This window comes from Nocardiopsis dassonvillei, assembly GCF_964273065.1.
Lineage (GTDB): Bacteria > Actinomycetota > Actinomycetes > Streptosporangiales > Streptosporangiaceae > Nocardiopsis > Nocardiopsis dassonvillei_B.
Map to the genome: position 1 here is coordinate 624,456 of NZ_OZ186815.1, position 16,460 is coordinate 640,915.

Sequence of the window (16,460 nt, forward strand, 5' to 3'; positions counted from 1 at the left end):
CGGTATGCGGACCGGTCCCCCCGGTTGTCCGAAAAAAGTAAGGGGATTATTACCTTCAGGTCAGATCCCCACGGCTCGCGGTCCACGTCACAGTGAGCGATGGAGGCCGCAGCAGGCGGCTCCCCACCGACAGGGCGCGAACCATGACGACACCGCTCCTCCCCACCGACCCGGCCCGCATCGGCCCCTACACCGTCACCTCCCGCATCGACAGCGGGGGCCAGGGCACCGTCTACCTCGCCCGCGCCGCCGACGGCACCGAGGCCGCGGTCAAAGTACTGGGCCGCACCTGGGAGGGCGACTCCCGCCAGCGCGACCGCTTCGCACAGGAGCTCACCGCGGCACGCCGCGTCGCCCCCTTCTGCACCGCGGCCGTCCTGGACGCCGACATGGACGCCGACCCCCCCTACATCGCCAGCGAGTACGTCCCCGGCCCCACGCTGCGCGCCGCCATCGAGAAGGACGGCCCCCGCGGCGGCCCCGACCTGGACCGGCTGGCCATCGCCACCGTCACCGCCCTGGCCGCCGTGCACGAGGCCGGGGTCGTCCACCGCGACCTCAAGCCCGGCAACGTCATCCTGGGCCCCGACGGCCCCCGCGTCATCGACTTCGGCATCGCCCGCCTGGTCGACGCCACCCGGCAGACCACCACCGTCGCCGGAACCCCCGCCTACATGTCCCCCGAGCAGATCCGCGGCCACACCCTGGGCCCGGCCAGTGACATGTTCTCCTGGGCCGCCGTGATGGTCTACGCCGCCACCGGCCACCGCGCCTTCCACGGCGGGACCACCCTGGCCATCGTCGACCAGGTGCTGACCTCCCCGCCGGACCTGACCGACGTCCCCGAGCGGCTGCGGCCGGTGCTGGAGCGCTGCCTGGACAAGGACCCCGGGCGGCGGCCCGCCGCCATGGAGGTGCTGGCCGCGCTCATCGGCGGCGGCACCCTGCCCGAGGCGGCGCCCGCCACCCTGCTGCTGGAGCAGACCTCCACCGCGGTGGGCACCGGCACCGCCCGCATCCACGCCGTCCCGGAGGTGCCCGCGCCCCGCCGCGGGGAGCGGCGCCCGCCCGACAGCGGGCCCGCCACCGGCGCCCTGACCGCCCTGGACCCGGCCGCCGCCGGCGGAGCGGCGGCCGAGGCGACGGGCGGCCCCGGCGCCGCCGCGGGGCCCTGGCGCACCGGGCCGGACACGCCCGGGCGCGGGATCCCGCGCACCCGCCTCACCCCGCCGGTCGGCCCCGGACCCGCCGGGCCTCCGCCGGGCGGGCCTGTCGGCGGGGCCGCCCCGCCCGGCGGCTCCTCCCCCGCGCCGGGCGGGCGTTCCCGGCGCCGCCGCTCCCCGGCCGGCTGGGCGACGGTCGGAGCGCTGGTGGTGCTGGCGGCCCTGGGAGGCGTGCTCTTCTGGATCCACGGCCAGAACACCCCGCCGCCCGTGGAACCGGTCGGCAACACCCCCGCCACCGAGGAGGTCGTGGAGAACCCCTCCGTCGGGGAGGAGGCCCCGGTCGTGGAGGAGGAGAGCGGCGGGGGCGGGGAGACCGGCACCTGGACGCCGCCCGAGGAGGGCACGGAGCACACCGGCGGTGGAGGCGGCACCGAGCCGGACTGCCACACCGACCCGCACCACCCGGACTGCGTCGAGGTCGACCCGCCCGTCTGCGAGACCGACCCCGACGCCTGCTGGGACCCGGGCACCGGCGGTGAGGGCGGCGGCGGGACCGGCGAGGGCGGCACCGGCGGCGGCACCGAGGAAGGGGGGAGCGGTACTTCCGGCGGTCCGGACACCGAGGCACCGTGACCGCGGGTGTGCGATCGATAGAGGGAGTGATGTCCGGAACGGCCACCTTGACGATGTAGATCAATACCCGGACATCCCGGACATCGTCCCCGACGACCCGTTGACAGCCCGCGAGGACCCCCATAAGTTGTCATTGACAACATCCTCTTCGGGAAGAGCACCTGAGCAATGCACGCCCAAGTCAACGGCTCCCCCGCCCGAGTCCCCGACTCCCCCGCCACCAGCGCCGCCGCCCACCTGCGCGACGGCCTGGGCCTGACCGGAACCAAGATCGCCTGCGGCACCGGCGTGTGCGGCGCCTGCACGGTCCTCGTCGACGGCACCCCCACCGCCTCCTGCCTGCTGCCCGCCGACCGGCTCGCCGGGCGCAGCGTCACCACCGTGGAGGGCCTGGGCGGCGAACACCCCGTCCAGCGCGCCTTCGCCGCCCACGACGGACTCCAGTGCGGCTACTGCACCCCCGGGTTCGTCGTCGAGGCGTCGGTGTTCGTCGACACCTGGCGGGCCGGGCACGGCGACACCCGCCCCGGCCGCGACGACATCGCCGACGCCCTGGCCGGGCACCTGTGCCGCTGCGGCGCCTACGAGGGCATCTTCGCCGCGGTTGCCGCCGCCTGCGCCGGGGAGTTCGACACCGAGCCCGACCGGGACCCGCCCCGCGTGGACGCCCTCGACAAGGTCACCGGCCGCGCCCGCTACAGCGCCGACCAGGCCCCGCCCGGCACCTGGGAGGGCGTCATCGTCCGCTCGGCGCTCCCCCACGCCCGCATCCGCGCGGTACGCGCCGCCGACGGCGCGACCCCGCTGGTCGACCTGCTGCCCGCGGACCGCACCGTCCGCTACGTCGGCCAGCCGATCGCCGCCGTCGCCGCACCCGACCCCGCCGCGGCCCGGGCCGCGGCCGCCGCCGTGACCGTCGACTACGACCCCCTGCCCGCCGTCGCGGAGGTCGACGCCGCCCGCTCACCGGAGGCGCCCCTGGTCCACCCCACCAAGGCCGAGCGGGACGGCGCGCCCTCCTACGGCGAGGCGCCCACTCCCCCGGCGCCCTGGAACGGGAACCTGCGCGGCCCCGGAACCCTGAGCTGGCGCGGACCCGCCGCCGTCCGGCGGCTGCGCGCCGCCTCCGCGGCCGGCGACCCGCTGCTCGTGGCGCAGGAGTACACCACCGCCACCCAGCTGCACAGCCCCCTGGAACCGCACGCGTGCGTCGCCCACTGGCGCGGCGACGGGCTCGACCTGTTCGCCTCCACCCAGTCGGTGAGCAGGCTCGCCGACCGCGTCGCCGCCCACTGGGAGCTGGACCGCGACCGGGTGCGCGTCGTCACCGAGCACGTCGGCGGCGGCTTCGGGGCCAAGAACGGCATCTCCGTGGACATCCGGGCCGCCGTCGGCCTGTCCCGGGCCGCCGGGGTCCCGGTACGGGTCTCCTTCAGCCGGTCCGAGGAGCTCACCGACGCCGGGCACCGCCCCGGCACCCGGACCCGGGTGGCACTGCTCGCCGACCGCGACGGGGACCTGGCCGCGATGAGCGTCGACTCCTACGGCGACGGCGGCGTCTCGATCGGCTCCACCACCGCCACCCTGGCCTTCCTCATGTACGGGCGCGCACCCCGCCGGGTGCGCGACTTCGACGTCGTCACCCACCGCCCGCCCGGCCTGCCCATGCGCGGACCGGGCGGGCCTCCCATGGCCTGGGCGCTGGAGCAGGCCGTGGACGAGATGTCCCGCCGGCTCGGCGAGGACCCCCTCGCCCTGCGGCGGCGCTGGGACGGCAACCCCAAACGCCGCGCCCTCTACGAGCGGGCCGCCGGCACCGCCCTGTGGCGCGGGCGGCCCCGGGGAGCGCGCACCGGCCGCTTCCGGCGCGGGGTGGGCGTGGCCGCCTCCAACTGGCTGTACCTGTACGGCCCCAGGGCCCGGGTGGAACTGGTCGTCGAGGGCGGGGAGATCGTGGTCCGCGCGGCCACCCAGGACCTGGGCACCGGGGTCCGCACCGTGCTCTCCGACACCGTCTCCGACCGCCTGGGCCTGCCCGGCGGCGTGCGCGTGGAGATCGGGGACTCCGACGCGGTCCACGGCACGGGCTCCTACGGCAGCCGCACCACCCCCTCCATGGGGCCGGCCGCCGCCGACGCCGCGGACCGGCTGCGCGCCGCCCTGCGCGGGCACGACCCCCGGATCCCCGAACACGGCCCCGTCGACGAGTACATGCTCAAGGAGGCGCTGGCCGCCGCCGAGGGCCTGAGCGTGGTGGGCGGGCGTGCCCGCGACCGGTGGGGGGCGCTGACCCCCGAGATGTCGGAGGACCTGGTCATCGGTCGGGGAATGAGCGGCGCCGTCCACATCATGGAGGTGGAGGTGGACACCCTGCTGGGGCGGGTGCGGCCCACCCGCTGCTGGGCGGGGATCGCCGCCGGGCGGATCTACTCCGAGCGCACGGCCCGCAACCAGTGCGAGGGCGCGGTCGTGCAGGGCGTGGGCTACGCCCTGTTCGAGGAGCGCCGCCACGATCCGGGCACCGGGGCGGTGCTCACCGACGACCTGGAGGACTACCGCCTGCCGGGCATGGGCGACGTGCCCGAGACCGAGGTGTACTTCCACCGGGAGGGGTTCGAGCACGTCCCCGGCGGCGGGGTGGGCCTGGGCGAGGTGTCCGTGGTGGGCGTGGCCGCCGCCCTGGGCAACGCCGTCTTCGACGCCACCGGGTGGCGCCCCCGGGACCTGCCGCTGCGCCCGGACCGCCTGATCGAGGGGATCGACCGATGAGCACCGCAGTCCGACCCGACTCCCTGGACGGGGCGCTGGCCGCACTGGCCGAGGGGGCCCGGCCCCGGGCCGGGGGCATCGAACAGGCCGGCACCGCCCCGGTGGTGGACCTGACCGGCATCGCCGACCTGCACGGGATCACCGCGGGCGGGGACGGAACGGTCCGGGTGGGGGCGATGACCACCGTCGCCGCCCTGGCCGGGCTCGACGGCTATCCGGCGCTGGCCCCGGCCGCCGCGGCGCTGGCCACCCCGCAGGTGCGGGGCACCGCCACCGTGGGCGGCAACCTGCTCCAGCGCACCCGCTGCGCCTACCTGCGCAACCCCGTGTTCTCGTGCGCCCGCGCCGGCGGGCGGGGCTGCCCCTCCCGGGACGGCGACCACCTGCACGGGGTCGCGTTCGACACCGGGGGCTGCGCCGCCCCCAACCCGTCGTCGCTGGCGGTGGCGCTGCTGGCCCACGACGCGGCGGTGGAGGCCGTCGGCCCGTCCGGGCCGCGCACGCTCCCCGTCGGCGACCTGTACGAGCCGGCCGACCCGGCACGGGACCACCGGCTCTCCCCCGACGAGGTGCTGACGGCGGTGCTGCTGCCCGCCCCGGTCCCCGGAGAGCGGGCCGCGCACCGGCGCGTCTCCGGACGCTCGCGGGCGGAGTGGCCGCTGGTGGAGACGGTGGTCCGGCTGCTGCCGGGCCCGGACGGGACCGTGGAGCGGGCGGCGGTGGCCGCGGGCGCGGTGGCCCGGGTCCCGCTGCGGCTGCCGGAGGTGGAGGAGGCCCTGGCGGGGGCGGAGCCGGGCACCGCGCCCGGGCCGGCGGTGGAGGCCGCGCTGGACGCGGTCACCGCCCGCACCACCCCGCTGCCGGGCACCCGCTACAAGGCGTCCCTGCTGCGGGCCGCCCTGCTGGACACCGTCGAACGCGCCCTGGCCTGAGGGCGGCCGCCCTTGTGGCGGCGGCCCGGGCGTGGTGTCATCGGAGGGCGTCGGGCCGGTGACACGGGTCCGACCGGGCCGGTGGGCCGCCGTGGCGTGGCGGCCCACCGGCCCGCGCGTTCCGCCCTGGGCGCAAGCGCTCCCGGGCATCCGCGGGGCCGGGCCGGTGTTGAGAGGCACATGGACGCTGAGAAGAACACAGCGGAAACAGAACAGGACGCCCTCGACTCCTACAGTTCCACCGTCACGGCCGTCGCCGAGACGGTCCTGCCCAGCGTCGCCGCCCTGACCCTGCGCGGCCCCCGCGGCCCGGGCTCCGGCTCGGGCGTGGTCTTCACGCCCGACGGCCTGCTGCTCACGAGCGCGCACGTCGTCGACGGCGCCGACCGGGGCCGGGCCGCGTTCGGCGACGGCTCCGAGGCCGCGTTCACCGTGGTCGGCGCCGATCCCCTCTCGGACCTGGCGGTGCTGCGCACCGAGCGCGACCTCGCCCCGCCCGCGGCCCTGGGCGACGCCGACACCCTGACCGTGGGCCGCCTGGTGGTGGCCGTCGGCAACCCGTTCGGGCTGTCGGGCTCGGTCACCGCCGGGATCGTCTCCGGGCTGGGCCGGTCGCTGCCCGCCCGGGAGGGGCGGCACGTGCGGCTCATCGACGACGTCATCCAGACCGACGCCGCCCTCAACCCGGGCAACTCCGGGGGCGCGCTGGCCGACTCCCGGGGCCGGGTGGTGGGCGTCAACACCGCCGTCGCCGGGTACGGGCTGGGCCTGGCGGTACCGGTCAACTCCACGACCCGGGGGATCATCGGCGACCTGGTCTCCCGCGGCCGGGTACGGCGCGCCTGGCTGGGGGTGGCCGGGGTCCCGGCCCCGCTGCCGCCGGAGGTGGCCCGGCGCACCGGCCGCCGCAGGGGCCTGCGGGTGGTGGAGGTGGTGCCGGGCAGCCCCGCCGGGGAGGCCGGGATCCACCTGGGCGACATCGTGCTGCACGCCGCCGGGCGGCCCGTCCAGGACGGCCAGGGGTTGCAGCGGCTGATGCTGGGCCCGGCGATCGGAACGCGCATGCCCATCACCGTGCTGCGCAAGGGTGCGCTGGTGGACGTGGTGGCCGTCCCCGAGGAGCTGGCGCCGGCCCGCTGACCCGGACCGGACGGCACGGAGACGGAAAAAAGGGGGCCCGCCGTGCGGCGGGCCCCCTCCTCGCGCGGGTCAGCCGCGCAGCAGCGCCTGGTGGGCCAGCTCCCGGCACAGGACCGCGAAGTCCAGTCCGGCCGCGGCCGCGGCCATCGGGAAGGTGGAGGTCTCGGTCAGCCCGGGGGCGACGTTGGTCTCCAGGAAGATGACCTCGCCCCCGTCGGTGACGATGAGATCGGTGCGGGACAGGTCCCGCAGTCCCAGGGCCCGGTGCGCGGTCAGCGCCACCTCGCGGGCCGCCTCCAGGGTCTCCTCCGGCAGGCGGGCCGGGCAGAAGAACTCGGTGCGCCCGGCGGTGTAGCGGGCGGCGTAGTCGTAGACGCCGCCGTCGGGCACGATCTCCACCGGCGGCAGGGCCGTGGGGCCGTCACCGGTGTCGAGCACGCCCACCGCCAGTTCGGTGCCCTGCACCTGCTCCTCCACCAGGGCCGAGTCGCTGTAGGCGAAGCACGACACCAGGGCGGCGGACAGGTCCTGCACCCCGGTGACGGGGGTGGCGCCGAACGCCGAACCGCCCCGGTCGGGCTTGACGAACAGCGGCGAGCCCAGCCGGTCGGCCAGCCTGGCCAGCAGCGCCGGGGCTCCCAGGTCGTGGAAGGCGGACTTGGGCAGGACGGCGCCGCGCGGCACCCGCACCCCGCGGGCGGCCATGAGGGCCTTGGCCGTGGGCTTGGCGTAGGCCAGGCGGCAGGCGGCCGGGGCGGCCCCCACGTAGGGGACGCCGACGAGGTCCAGGACCTCGCGGATGGTGCCGTCCTCGCCGGCCGACCCGTGCAGCACGGGGAAGACCACCTGGGGCGGGTCCTCGGCGAGCCGGTCCAGCAGGGTGGCGTCGACGTCCGCGACCTGGACCTCCACGTCCAGGCGGCGCAGCGCCTCGGCGACGCTGCGCCCGGAGTGGACGCTCACCTCGTGTTCGGGGGACAGGCCCCCGGCGAGAACGAGAACACGGTCAAGGTCGGCCACGGCGCGGACCTCCTTCTGTACTGTCATGGTGCTCGTCGCCCCTCGGGGTCAGGGCATGTCGGGGGTGGGTGCCTGGTCGCCCAGGCCGGGCGGGACGAGGGTGGTGCCGAACGTATCACGCAGGTCCACCTCGCCCTCGATGGCTCCCACCAGGCGCCGGACGCCTTCGCGGATCTGCTCCGGGGTGGGGTAGCAGAAGCTCAGCCGCATGCTCTGGCGGCCGCGGCCGTCGGCGTAGAACCCGGTGCCGGGCACGTACGCGACGCGCTCGGAGACGGCGCGGGGCAGCATGGCCTTGGCGTCGATGCCCTCGGGCAGGGTGGCCCAGACGAAGAAGCCGCCCTCGGGGCGGGTCCAGGTGCAGCCCTGGGGCATCATCGCCGTCAGTGCGGAGAGCATGGCGTCGCGGCGCTCGCTGTACATGCCGTTGAACGCCTTGATCTGCTCCTTCCACGGGAACTTGCGGAAGTAGCGGCGCACCACCAGCTGGTTGAAGGTGGAGTGGCTGAGCATCGCCGACTCGGCGGCCAGGACGAGCTTGGCGCGGACCGCCGCCGGGGCCAGGGCCCAGCCGATGCGCAGGCCCGGGGACAGGGTCTTGGACAGCGAGCCCAGGTAGACGACGTTGCCCTCGCCCTGGGAGTACAGGGTGGGCTGCGGTTCGCCGTCGTAGCGGAGCAGGCCGTAGGGGTTGTCCTCGACGATGAGCACGCCGTGGCGGCGACAGGCCTCGACCACGGCGGTCCGGCGCCCGGCGCTCATGGTGATCCCGGCCGGGTTCTGGAAGTTGGGGATCGTGTAGAAGAACTTGACCGGCCGCCCGTCGAGTTCGGCGCGGACCAGCGCCTCCTCCAGCTCTTCGGGGATCACGCCCTGCTCGTCCATGCCCACGTGCCGGATGTCGGCCTGGAACGCGGCGAAGGTGTTGATGGCGGTGACGTAGGTGGGCGCCTCGGTGAGGACGACGTCCCCGGGGTCGACGAAGACCCGGGTGATGAGGTCCAGGGCCTGCTGGGAGCCGACGGTGACGATGACGTCGTCGGGGGCGGCGGCGATGCCCTCGAGTTTCATGTACTCGCACAGCTGCTCGCGCAGGACGGGGTCGCCCTGGGCGGAGCCGTACTGCAGGGCGGCCGCGCCCTCCTCGGCGACGACGTCCTTGACCAGCTCGCCGAGCGGCTCCAGCGGCAGCGCGCCGACGTTGGGCATGCCTCCGGCGAGGGAGACGACCTCCGGGCGCGATGCGACGGCGAAGAGTGCCCGGACCTCCGATGCGACCATGCCCTGTGCCCGGCGTGCGTAGCGGCCGATGTGCGGGTCGATGCGCGAGCCCTGGCGATCGGGCTGTTGCTCTCGGGGGTCAGTGGACACGATCCACCTCCGTTGGGAAGGACGGTCGGGCGGTCCGGCGCGGTGCCGCCGCCGGGATCATCGTTGGTCCTGGTTTCGACGCCCGCCACGGGCCGGTGGTTCACACGGGTCGCCTGTGGCGGCCGGGCCGGGGGCGGTGTCGGTGCGGCGGTCGGGCCGGATGAGCCGTGCGTGAACACGGTTCGGTAAATGCACCGAGTGTAGCCCAGGACACCGCTCCGCTCCCCACCGGCCAGGGGATTCGTGCTGTTCATCACGCTCACCCCCAAAGTCCGGATGATCCGTATTGTCCTTTCGGGGGTACCCACCCGGCCACCGCGACGCGCGCGGTGATAACCGATTCATGAAGGACTTTTCACCCTCGGTGACCGTGTCGGAGCGGAGCGGCCGCCGCCCCCTCGGCGACGGTGGGGGCGTGCCCACCGCCGCGGTGGGCGACCGGAGGAGGGGGAACTCATGGGAGTCCGCTCGACCGCGGCCCGTGCGCCGCTGGCGGTCCTGCTGGCGGGCGCGGCCTGGGCCGTCGTCTCGTGCTCGTCCGCGGCGGAGACCGATCCCGCCGCCGTGGAGCTGCGCCGGACCGCCGAGGCCCTGTCGGTGACGGTGCTGCGCCCCGGGGCCGAGCGCGCCTTCGCCCGCGAGGGCCATCCGCTGCAGGGCCCCCTGGAGTGCTCCGCGACCCCGCCCTCCGACGCCGCCTCCCCCTCCCGGGAGGCCGAGGCCGCCGAGCGCGGGGACGCCACCGTCGTCCACTGCACCGGCACCACCGAGGCGGGTGACACGGCGCGGTTCGAGGGCGAGCTGTCCCGGGAGGCGCTGATCGCCCGCCCCGCCGGGGACGACGGGCTGCCGGGGACGTTCGTGGGCACCGTGGGGGACGAGGAGGTGTTCCGGATGGACTGCCTCCAGTGCGCCCCGGCCGCCGGGGAGGGGGAGCAGAAGGGGACCGCCTCGGCCCGCACCGAGGACTGAGCCCCGGCACGGAAAGAGGCGGCGCCCCGGAGAGACCGTACCGGGGCGCCGCCGATGCGCGGACGGTCCGGGGACTCCCCCGAGGTCCCGAACCCACCTCCGGCCTGTGGACGCGCCCGCCGCACCCCGCGGACCCCCCTCAAGGTCCCGGAGACGGCGGGCGCTGGTACCGCTCCCGGTCATCGCGGTCGTCGCGCCCTCTCTTGCCCGACGACCGCCCCGGCAGGGGCCGCGCACCACCCATGAAACGCGTCCCGCACCCCACCCGCAACGGTTGCACTAGGTTGCGACCTCGACACCCAGAGGAATGGAGTGGTCACCCGCACCCATCCGGGACCGGAGTTCACGCACGCCGGGGGAGAGCGAACCGGGCAGCAGGTCCTGGGGGCGCTCGGGCAGCGTGAGGCGCACCACCACGTCCTCGCTGAACCGGTAGGGGCGGCTCTCCACGATGCCGCCCAGGTGGCGGCGGAGCCGGGACAGCTCGGCCCGGACCGTCACCACGTGCCCGACCGCCCCGAACACGTCCTGGGACAGCTGGGCCGCGGTGCGCCCGGAGCGGTTCACCGCCAGCAACAGCAGCAGTTCCGCGTGGCGGGGGGTGGGCCGGTGCGCCCAGCCGCCGCTGCCGCCCTCCACCGTCACCGCAGGCGAGGTCCCCGACAGGTCCAGGGTGACGGTGGTGGGCGAGGCCTGCTCGCCGGGCCGGGGGCGGATGAGCCAGCCTCCCGGCAGCGGCTCCAGGGAGCACTCCCCCAGGGCGGGCAGCCAGGCGGTGCCGCTCTCGTGGTGCGTGGGCAGCAGGACCCGGCGGACCGGCTCCATGTTGGCGGCCGCCGCGGTCCACCCGGCGTCGTCGACCACCAGGGCCCGCTCCCGCACCCCGGCCAGCAGCGGCGCGGCGACCGCCCGCAGCCGCTCCAGGTGGGTGTGGTGGATGCTCTGCAGGTGCGCCTCGGCCAGCTGGGCGACGGCGCTCACCAGGGCCAGGGTGGAGGGGTGCACGGTCGAGACCGGGCCGGTGACGTCGATGGCGCCCAGCAGCCGCCCGTCGCGCGGGTCGTGGATGGGGGCGCAGGCGCAGGTGAGGGCGTGCAGGTTGCGCACGAAGTGCTCGGCCGAGTACACCTGCACCGGCCGGCCCACCACGAGGGCGGTGCCGATGGCGTTGGTGCCGGTGCTGCCCTCGTTCCAGTAGGCTCCCTCGACCAGGCCCACCCGGTCGCCCAGGGTGCGGATGCGGTGCGAGCCGTCCCGCCACAGGACCTGCCCGGAGGCGTCGGTGACCAGCATGATGTGGTCGGCCTCGTCGGCGACGGACACCAGGGACCGGCGGATGAGCGGCAGGACCTCGGCGATCGGGGACTCCTCCCGGCGCCGGTGCAGCTCGTCGGGGGAGACCACACGGGGCGGCGGCCCGGCGTCGGGGTCGATGCCGAAGCGGCGCACCCGGTTCCAGGAGTCCTCGATGACCGGGCGCGGCCGGGCGGGTGCGGGCCGCCCGTTCAGGGACGCGTCGTGCATCCGGCGCAGCAGGAGGGCGTGCTCGCGGGCGTCGGCCCCCGCGGGCAGAGCCGTGTCCAGTAGGGGAAACGACATGTGGCTCCCTGACCTCGTGTTCACGGTGGCGTCCGTCCAGTGTCCTGCTTCGGATTCGGCGTCGCCGAGCGAACCGCGGCAGACGCGTGTTTCGGAGGTGGATCACGCTTTTCGCCTCCGTTTCCGAGAAACGTGTCGTGCGGCGGCCTCTCAGCTTCCCCCATCGCGCGGAGCGGGAACAGCGGACATGCAAGGGTTCGCACGCAATTGGCCGTAAACGGCCAGGAGGGTTTCCCGGCGGCGCGCGCCCGACGATTCCGGCACCGCGGCCCGCGGGCACCGCCCCTCCGCCACGGAAAGCGCGGCTCAGTCCCCGGCCAGGCGGGTGAGCGCGAACCACAGGCGCATCCGCTGCTCGGGATCGCCCAGGTCCGCGCCCAGTTCGCGTTCGATCCGGCCGATCCGGTAGCGGACGCTGTTGCGGTGCACCCCCAGGTCCGCCGCGGCCCGGTCCCAGCCGCCGTGCCGGGTCAGCCAGGCGCGCAGGGTGCGGCGCAGCGTCCGGGCGGTGTCGTCCCGCCCCGCGAGCGGACCCAGCACCCGGCGGGCGAACGCGTCGGCGGCGGCCGGGTCCAGCAGCTCCGCGAAGGGGTCGCCGCCCTCCTCCCACAGCAGGGGCGTCCCCGCGCTGCGGGCGCGGGCCAGCAGGGCGTCCGCCCGGCGGCCGGCGCCGGGCAGGTCGCCGGGTGGCACCGGCTCCCCGACCGCCCCGGTCCACCCGTGCAGGGCGAGCAGGTCCAGGTCGGCCCGGTGGGCGTCGGCGCCCCGGTCGGCCAGGACCGCGCGCAGGGTGCCGTCGGGCAGGGCGCCCGCGACGGCGGTGGGCAGCGGCGGGGCGGCGGACCCGGCGGACCCGGCGGCGGCCGGGGCCGCGCGCAGGACCCGGTAGCGGGTGGCCTGCGGGTCCCCGGCCAGCTCGGCCAGCAGAGGCGCGGCCGTCCCGCCCGGGTCGCCGTCCAGCAGCAGGGCGGCGATCAGGGCCCCGGGCACCGGGGGCGGTGCGGGGGCGGTCCGGGCCAGCAGGTCGAGCAGGGCGGTGGCGGTGCGCAGCACGGCGCGGTCGGTCACCCCCAGCGGGGCGGGGCGGCCCACCAGCAGCACCCCGTGCTCGCGGGGCGGGGTGCCGACGGTGTGCCAGAACACCTCGTCGCCCGCCAGCCGGGTCTTGGCGCTGCGCGGACCGGCCGGGGCGGTCAGGCGGCCCAGCAGCCCGGCGGCCTCCGGGCCGAGCCCGGCAGGGGCTCCGGGGGTGGCGTGCCCCACCGCCCCGTCGGACTCCGCGACCAGCGCCCAGGCCCCCAGGGCCGAGGCCAGCACCCGCAGGATGCGCTCGGCCGGATCGGGGGCCGAGACGGCGCGGGCCATGTCGCGGTGGGCCTCGCCCAGGCGGCGCAGGTCCCTCAGCCGCACCTCCTCCAGGGCCTCGGCCACGGCCCGGCCGACGGCGGCGAAGGGGGTGGGCCGGGGCACCTCGAACAGCGGCAGCCCGCTCAGGCGGCACTGCTCCACCAGCGCGGCCGGGACGATGTCGTGGACCGGGGTGACACCGAACCCGAGGGCGGCCACACCGGTCTCCACCAGCGCCGCGACGTAGGACCGCACCCCCGCGGTGTCGGCGGGCAGGCCGCTGCCCGCCGTCAGCAGCAGCTCGCCGCCGCGCAGGTAGGGGGTGGGGTCGGCGAGCTCGCTGGACACCGCCCAGGACACCGCCGGGTCGCCGGACACCGAGACCGGGCGCAGGTCCAGGTCGCGGCGGGCCAGCACCGCGCTCAGCGCGATGCCGTGGACCTCCTCGCGCTCCTCCCCCACCCGCATCCCCTCCCCGGTGTGTTCCTCCCCGATGACGCCCGGCGGCGCACACGGCGGTTCCTCTGGATGCTCCGGCCAGCAGAGCACACCCGATTGTACGTTTCGTCCACTGGAGAGGTCCCGTGTTCCCGCCTAACCTGACCGGAGCGCGTGTGACCTGCGCCAACGTCGTCGCCGGTCGCACGCCCGCGACCACCGCGCCGAGCGCGCCGACCACGAGAGGGACACGACCCACTGATGAGCGCACCGATCGGACCCACCGATTCCAGCCTCGTGCCGCGTTTCGCCGGACCGGCGACGTTCGCGCGGCTGCCCCGCATCGACCAGGTCGAGCGGGCCGACATCGCCGTGGTCGGCGTCCCCTTCGACAGCGGCGTCTCCTACCGCCCCGGCGCCCGCTTCGGCCCCTCGGCGATCCGCGAGGCCAGCCGCCTGCTGCGCCCCTACCACCCGGGTCTGGACGTGTCCCCGTTCGCCACCGCCCAGGTGGTCGACGGCGGCGACATCGCGGTCAACCCGTTCTCCATCGGCGACGCGGTGGAGACCATCGACGAGGCCGCCACCGCCTTCGTGCGGGCGGGCACCCGCCTGGTCACCCTGGGCGGCGACCACACCATCGCGCTGCCGCTGCTGCGCTCCCTGTACCGGGAGCACGGCCCGATCGCGATGCTGCACTTCGACGCCCACCTGGACACCTGGGACACCTACTTCGGCGAGCCCTACACCCACGGCACCCCGTTCCGGCGGGCCGTGGAGGAGGGCATCCTCGACACCGAGGCGATCAGCCACGTGGGCACCCGGGGCCCGCTGTACGGCAAGAAGGACCTGGAGGACGACCGGCGCTTCGGCTTCGGGATCGTCACCTCCGCCGACGTCATGCGCAGGGGCGTGGACGAGATCGCCGACGCCCTGCGCCAGCGCATCGGCGACCGCCCGCTGTACGTGTCGGTGGACATCGACGTGCTGGACCCGGCGCACGCGCCCGGCACCGGCACGCCCGAGGCGGGCGGGCTGACCAGCCGCGAGCTGCTGGAGATCCTGCGCGGGCTGTCGGCCTGCAACCTGGTGGGCGCCGACGTGGTGGAGGTCGCCCCGGCCTACGACCACGCGCAGATCACCTCGACCGCCGCCTCCCACGTCGCCTACGACCTGGTCAGCGTCCTGGCCCTGAACCACGGGCGCAGCGCCTAGGGTCTGTTTTTCGAGTGCCGTCCTGTTCCGCGGGGGGTGTGTGAGGCGCCGGCGGGGGTTCTGCAGGCCCGGAGGGGACGTCCGAGGAACGAGGACGTTCCCGTAGGGCCGAGGGTTCCCGCCTTCCACAGGCGCCGAACGCGAACCGAAGCGGAGCGGAGGTTCGAAAGAACACGGCCTAGGCCCCCCGGGGCCACGCGGCGACGGCGCCGCGCGGCCCCTTCACCGCTCCCCCCGCCCCCCGCACATCCCCATCCCCACCGCTCCGCCGACGGGTCGCGCCGTCCCGGGGCCCTTCCCTTCCGGGAGCACGCCGTGTCCGCACAGCAGCATCCATCACCCGTGGCGCCCGAAACGCCACAGAGGGTCACCGAGATCGAGACCTACGGGGTCGCGCCCATCCCCGTCCGGGCGCAGACCTCCCGGCCCTTCGACCTGTTCCGGCTCACCTTCGGCGGTGCCAACACCTTCGCCACCATCATCCTGGGCACCCTGCCCATCGCCTACGGCCTCGGGTTCGCCGCCGCGGCGGCCGCGACCGTGACCGGGGTGGTCGCCGGCGCGCTCATCCTGTCGCCCATGGCGCTGTTCGGCCCGCGCACCCGCACCAACAACGCCGTCTCCTCCGGGGCGCACTTCGGCGTGGTCGGCCGCTCCCTGGGATCGCTGCTGTCGCTGCTGACCGCGGTGGCGTTCTTCTCCATCTCGGTGTGGGTGAGCGGCGACGCCATCGTCGGCGCCGCCGCCCGGCTCGGCCACCAGGGCGGCGACGGGCTGCGCGCCGCGGCCTACGGGGTCATCGCGGTGGCCGTGTTCGCGGTGTGCGTGTACGGCTACCGGTTCATGCTCCTGATCAACAAGGTCGCGGTGGTCGCGGGCAGCGCCCTGATGCTGCTGGGCGTGTTCGCCTACGGCGGCTCCTTCGACCCCTCCTACGCGGGCGGCGGCGAGTACATCCTGGGCGGGTTCTGGCCCACCTGGGTGCTGGCGGTCCTGACCGTCATGGCCAACCCCGTGTCCTTCGGCGGGTTCCTGGGCGACTGGTCGCGCTACATCCCCGCCTCCCACTCCACCCGGTCCATGCTGGCCGCGCCCTTCCTGGCGCAGGTCGCGACCCTGCTGCCGTTCTTCTTCGGGCTGGCCACCGCCACCCTGGTCGCCGACCCCGGCGACTACGTGAGCGGCCTGTCCCAGGTCTCCCCCGCCTGGTACGCCCTGCCGCTGCTGCTGGTGGCCCTGATCGGCGGCCTGTCCACCGGGACGACCTCGCTGTACGGCACCGGCCTGGACTTCTCGTCCCTGGTGCCGCGGCTGAACCGGGTGCAGGGCACCGTGGTGGTGGGCTGCCTGGCGCTGGCGCTGATCTTCGTGGGCACGTTCCTGTTCGACGTGGTCGAGACCATCAACGCGTTCACGGTCCTCATCGTGCTGCTGACCTCGCCGTGGATGGCCATCCTCATGCTCGGCTACCTGTTCCGCCGCGGGTTCTACCTGGCCGAGGACCTCCAGGTGTTCAACGAGGGCCGCCGGGGCGGCGCCTACTGGTTCACCCGGGGCGTGAACTGGCGCGCGATGGCCGCCTGGCTGGCCGCCGCCGCGACGGGCCTGGCCTTCGCCAACACCCCGCTGCTGGTGGGCCCGCTGGGGAACCTGGCGGCGGGCATCGACCTGAGCCTGCCGGTCGCGCTGGCCACCGCGGCCGTGGTCTACCCGGTCGCCCTGGTGCTCTTCCCCGAGCCGCGGTCGGTGTTCGGCCCCGCCGGGCCCCGGCTGGTCCCGGCCGCCGGGGCCGGCCCCGAGCCCGACGCCGAGCCGCGGCGGGAGACCGTCGCGCCCTGACCGGAGGGGCGCGGGCCGG

General features: G+C 75.8%; 11 protein-coding genes. 7 read left to right on the forward strand and 4 right to left on the reverse strand.

Annotation, left to right across the window (positions count from 1 at the left end; translation table 11 throughout):
- Positions 1-143: 143 nt before the first annotated feature.
- The 4 genes from ACSUPR_RS03075 to ACSUPR_RS03090 all read left to right on the forward strand — a co-directional run bounded on the left by ACSUPR_RS03075 (position 144) and on the right by ACSUPR_RS03090 (position 6,640).
- Complete coding sequence (locus ACSUPR_RS03075) at positions 144-1,799, forward strand: serine/threonine-protein kinase (protein ID WP_436889377.1); 1,656 nt, start codon at positions 144-146, stop codon at positions 1,797-1,799.
- Positions 1,800-1,967: 168 nt separating this feature from the next.
- Positions 1,968-4,568 carry a molybdopterin-dependent oxidoreductase gene (locus ACSUPR_RS03080; RefSeq protein WP_436889378.1) on the forward strand — a complete coding sequence of 867 codons (2,601 nt, stop codon included), beginning with the start codon at positions 1,968-1,970 and terminating at the stop codon, positions 4,566-4,568.
- On the forward strand, positions 4,565-5,500 hold the full coding sequence (locus ACSUPR_RS03085; RefSeq protein ID WP_436889379.1) for an FAD binding domain-containing protein: 936 nt from the start codon (positions 4,565-4,567) through the stop codon (positions 5,498-5,500). The genes ACSUPR_RS03080 and ACSUPR_RS03085 overlap by 4 nt, the downstream gene beginning before the upstream one ends.
- A 180-nt stretch (positions 5,501-5,680) precedes the next feature.
- The gene (locus ACSUPR_RS03090) at positions 5,681-6,640 is read left to right on the forward strand and encodes a S1C family serine protease (RefSeq protein WP_436889380.1); all 960 of its coding nucleotides are present in this window, start codon (positions 5,681-5,683) and stop codon (positions 6,638-6,640) included.
- Positions 6,641-6,709: 69 nt separating this feature from the next.
- Here the strand turns inward: ACSUPR_RS03090 and ACSUPR_RS03095 are convergent, their stop codons facing one another.
- Together ACSUPR_RS03095 and ACSUPR_RS03100 are read right to left on the reverse strand one after the other, a co-directional pair.
- Positions 6,710-7,660: a D-alanine--D-alanine ligase family protein gene (locus tag ACSUPR_RS03095; RefSeq protein WP_436892214.1), complete on the reverse strand. Its 951-nt coding sequence runs from the start codon at positions 7,658-7,660 to the stop codon at positions 6,710-6,712.
- A 48-nt stretch (positions 7,661-7,708) separates the two neighbouring features.
- Positions 7,709-8,941, reverse strand: coding sequence for a PLP-dependent aminotransferase family protein (locus ACSUPR_RS03100; RefSeq protein ID WP_436892215.1), 1,233 nt, complete (start codon positions 8,939-8,941; stop codon positions 7,709-7,711).
- Positions 8,942-9,487: 546 nt separating this feature from the next.
- On the opposite strand from ACSUPR_RS03100, the gene ACSUPR_RS03105 reads away from it, so the two are divergent.
- Positions 9,488-10,003: a hypothetical protein gene (locus tag ACSUPR_RS03105; protein ID WP_436889381.1), complete on the forward strand. Its 516-nt coding sequence runs from the start codon at positions 9,488-9,490 to the stop codon at positions 10,001-10,003.
- 279 nt (positions 10,004-10,282) lie between these two features.
- On the opposite strand, the gene ACSUPR_RS03110 is transcribed toward ACSUPR_RS03105, so the two are convergent.
- Entirely contained in the window at positions 10,283-11,602 is a 1,320-nt protein-coding gene (locus ACSUPR_RS03110; RefSeq protein ID WP_436889382.1) for a GAF domain-containing protein, read from the reverse strand.
- A gap of 306 nt (positions 11,603-11,908) precedes the next feature.
- Positions 11,909-13,417: a PucR family transcriptional regulator gene (locus ACSUPR_RS03115; RefSeq protein WP_436889383.1), complete on the reverse strand. Its 1,509-nt coding sequence runs from the start codon at positions 13,415-13,417 to the stop codon at positions 11,909-11,911.
- 231 nt (positions 13,418-13,648) lie between these two features.
- Between ACSUPR_RS03115 and speB the strand changes: the two genes are divergently transcribed.
- Both speB and ACSUPR_RS03125 read left to right on the forward strand, forming a co-directional pair.
- Positions 13,649-14,602, forward strand: a complete 954-nt coding sequence (gene speB, locus ACSUPR_RS03120) for an agmatinase (protein ID WP_436889384.1) — start codon at positions 13,649-13,651, stop codon at positions 14,600-14,602.
- Between the two features lie 342 nt (positions 14,603-14,944).
- Positions 14,945-16,441: a purine-cytosine permease family protein gene (locus ACSUPR_RS03125; protein ID WP_436889385.1), complete on the forward strand. Its 1,497-nt coding sequence runs from the start codon at positions 14,945-14,947 to the stop codon at positions 16,439-16,441.
- The last annotated feature ends 19 nt before the right edge of the window (positions 16,442-16,460 follow it).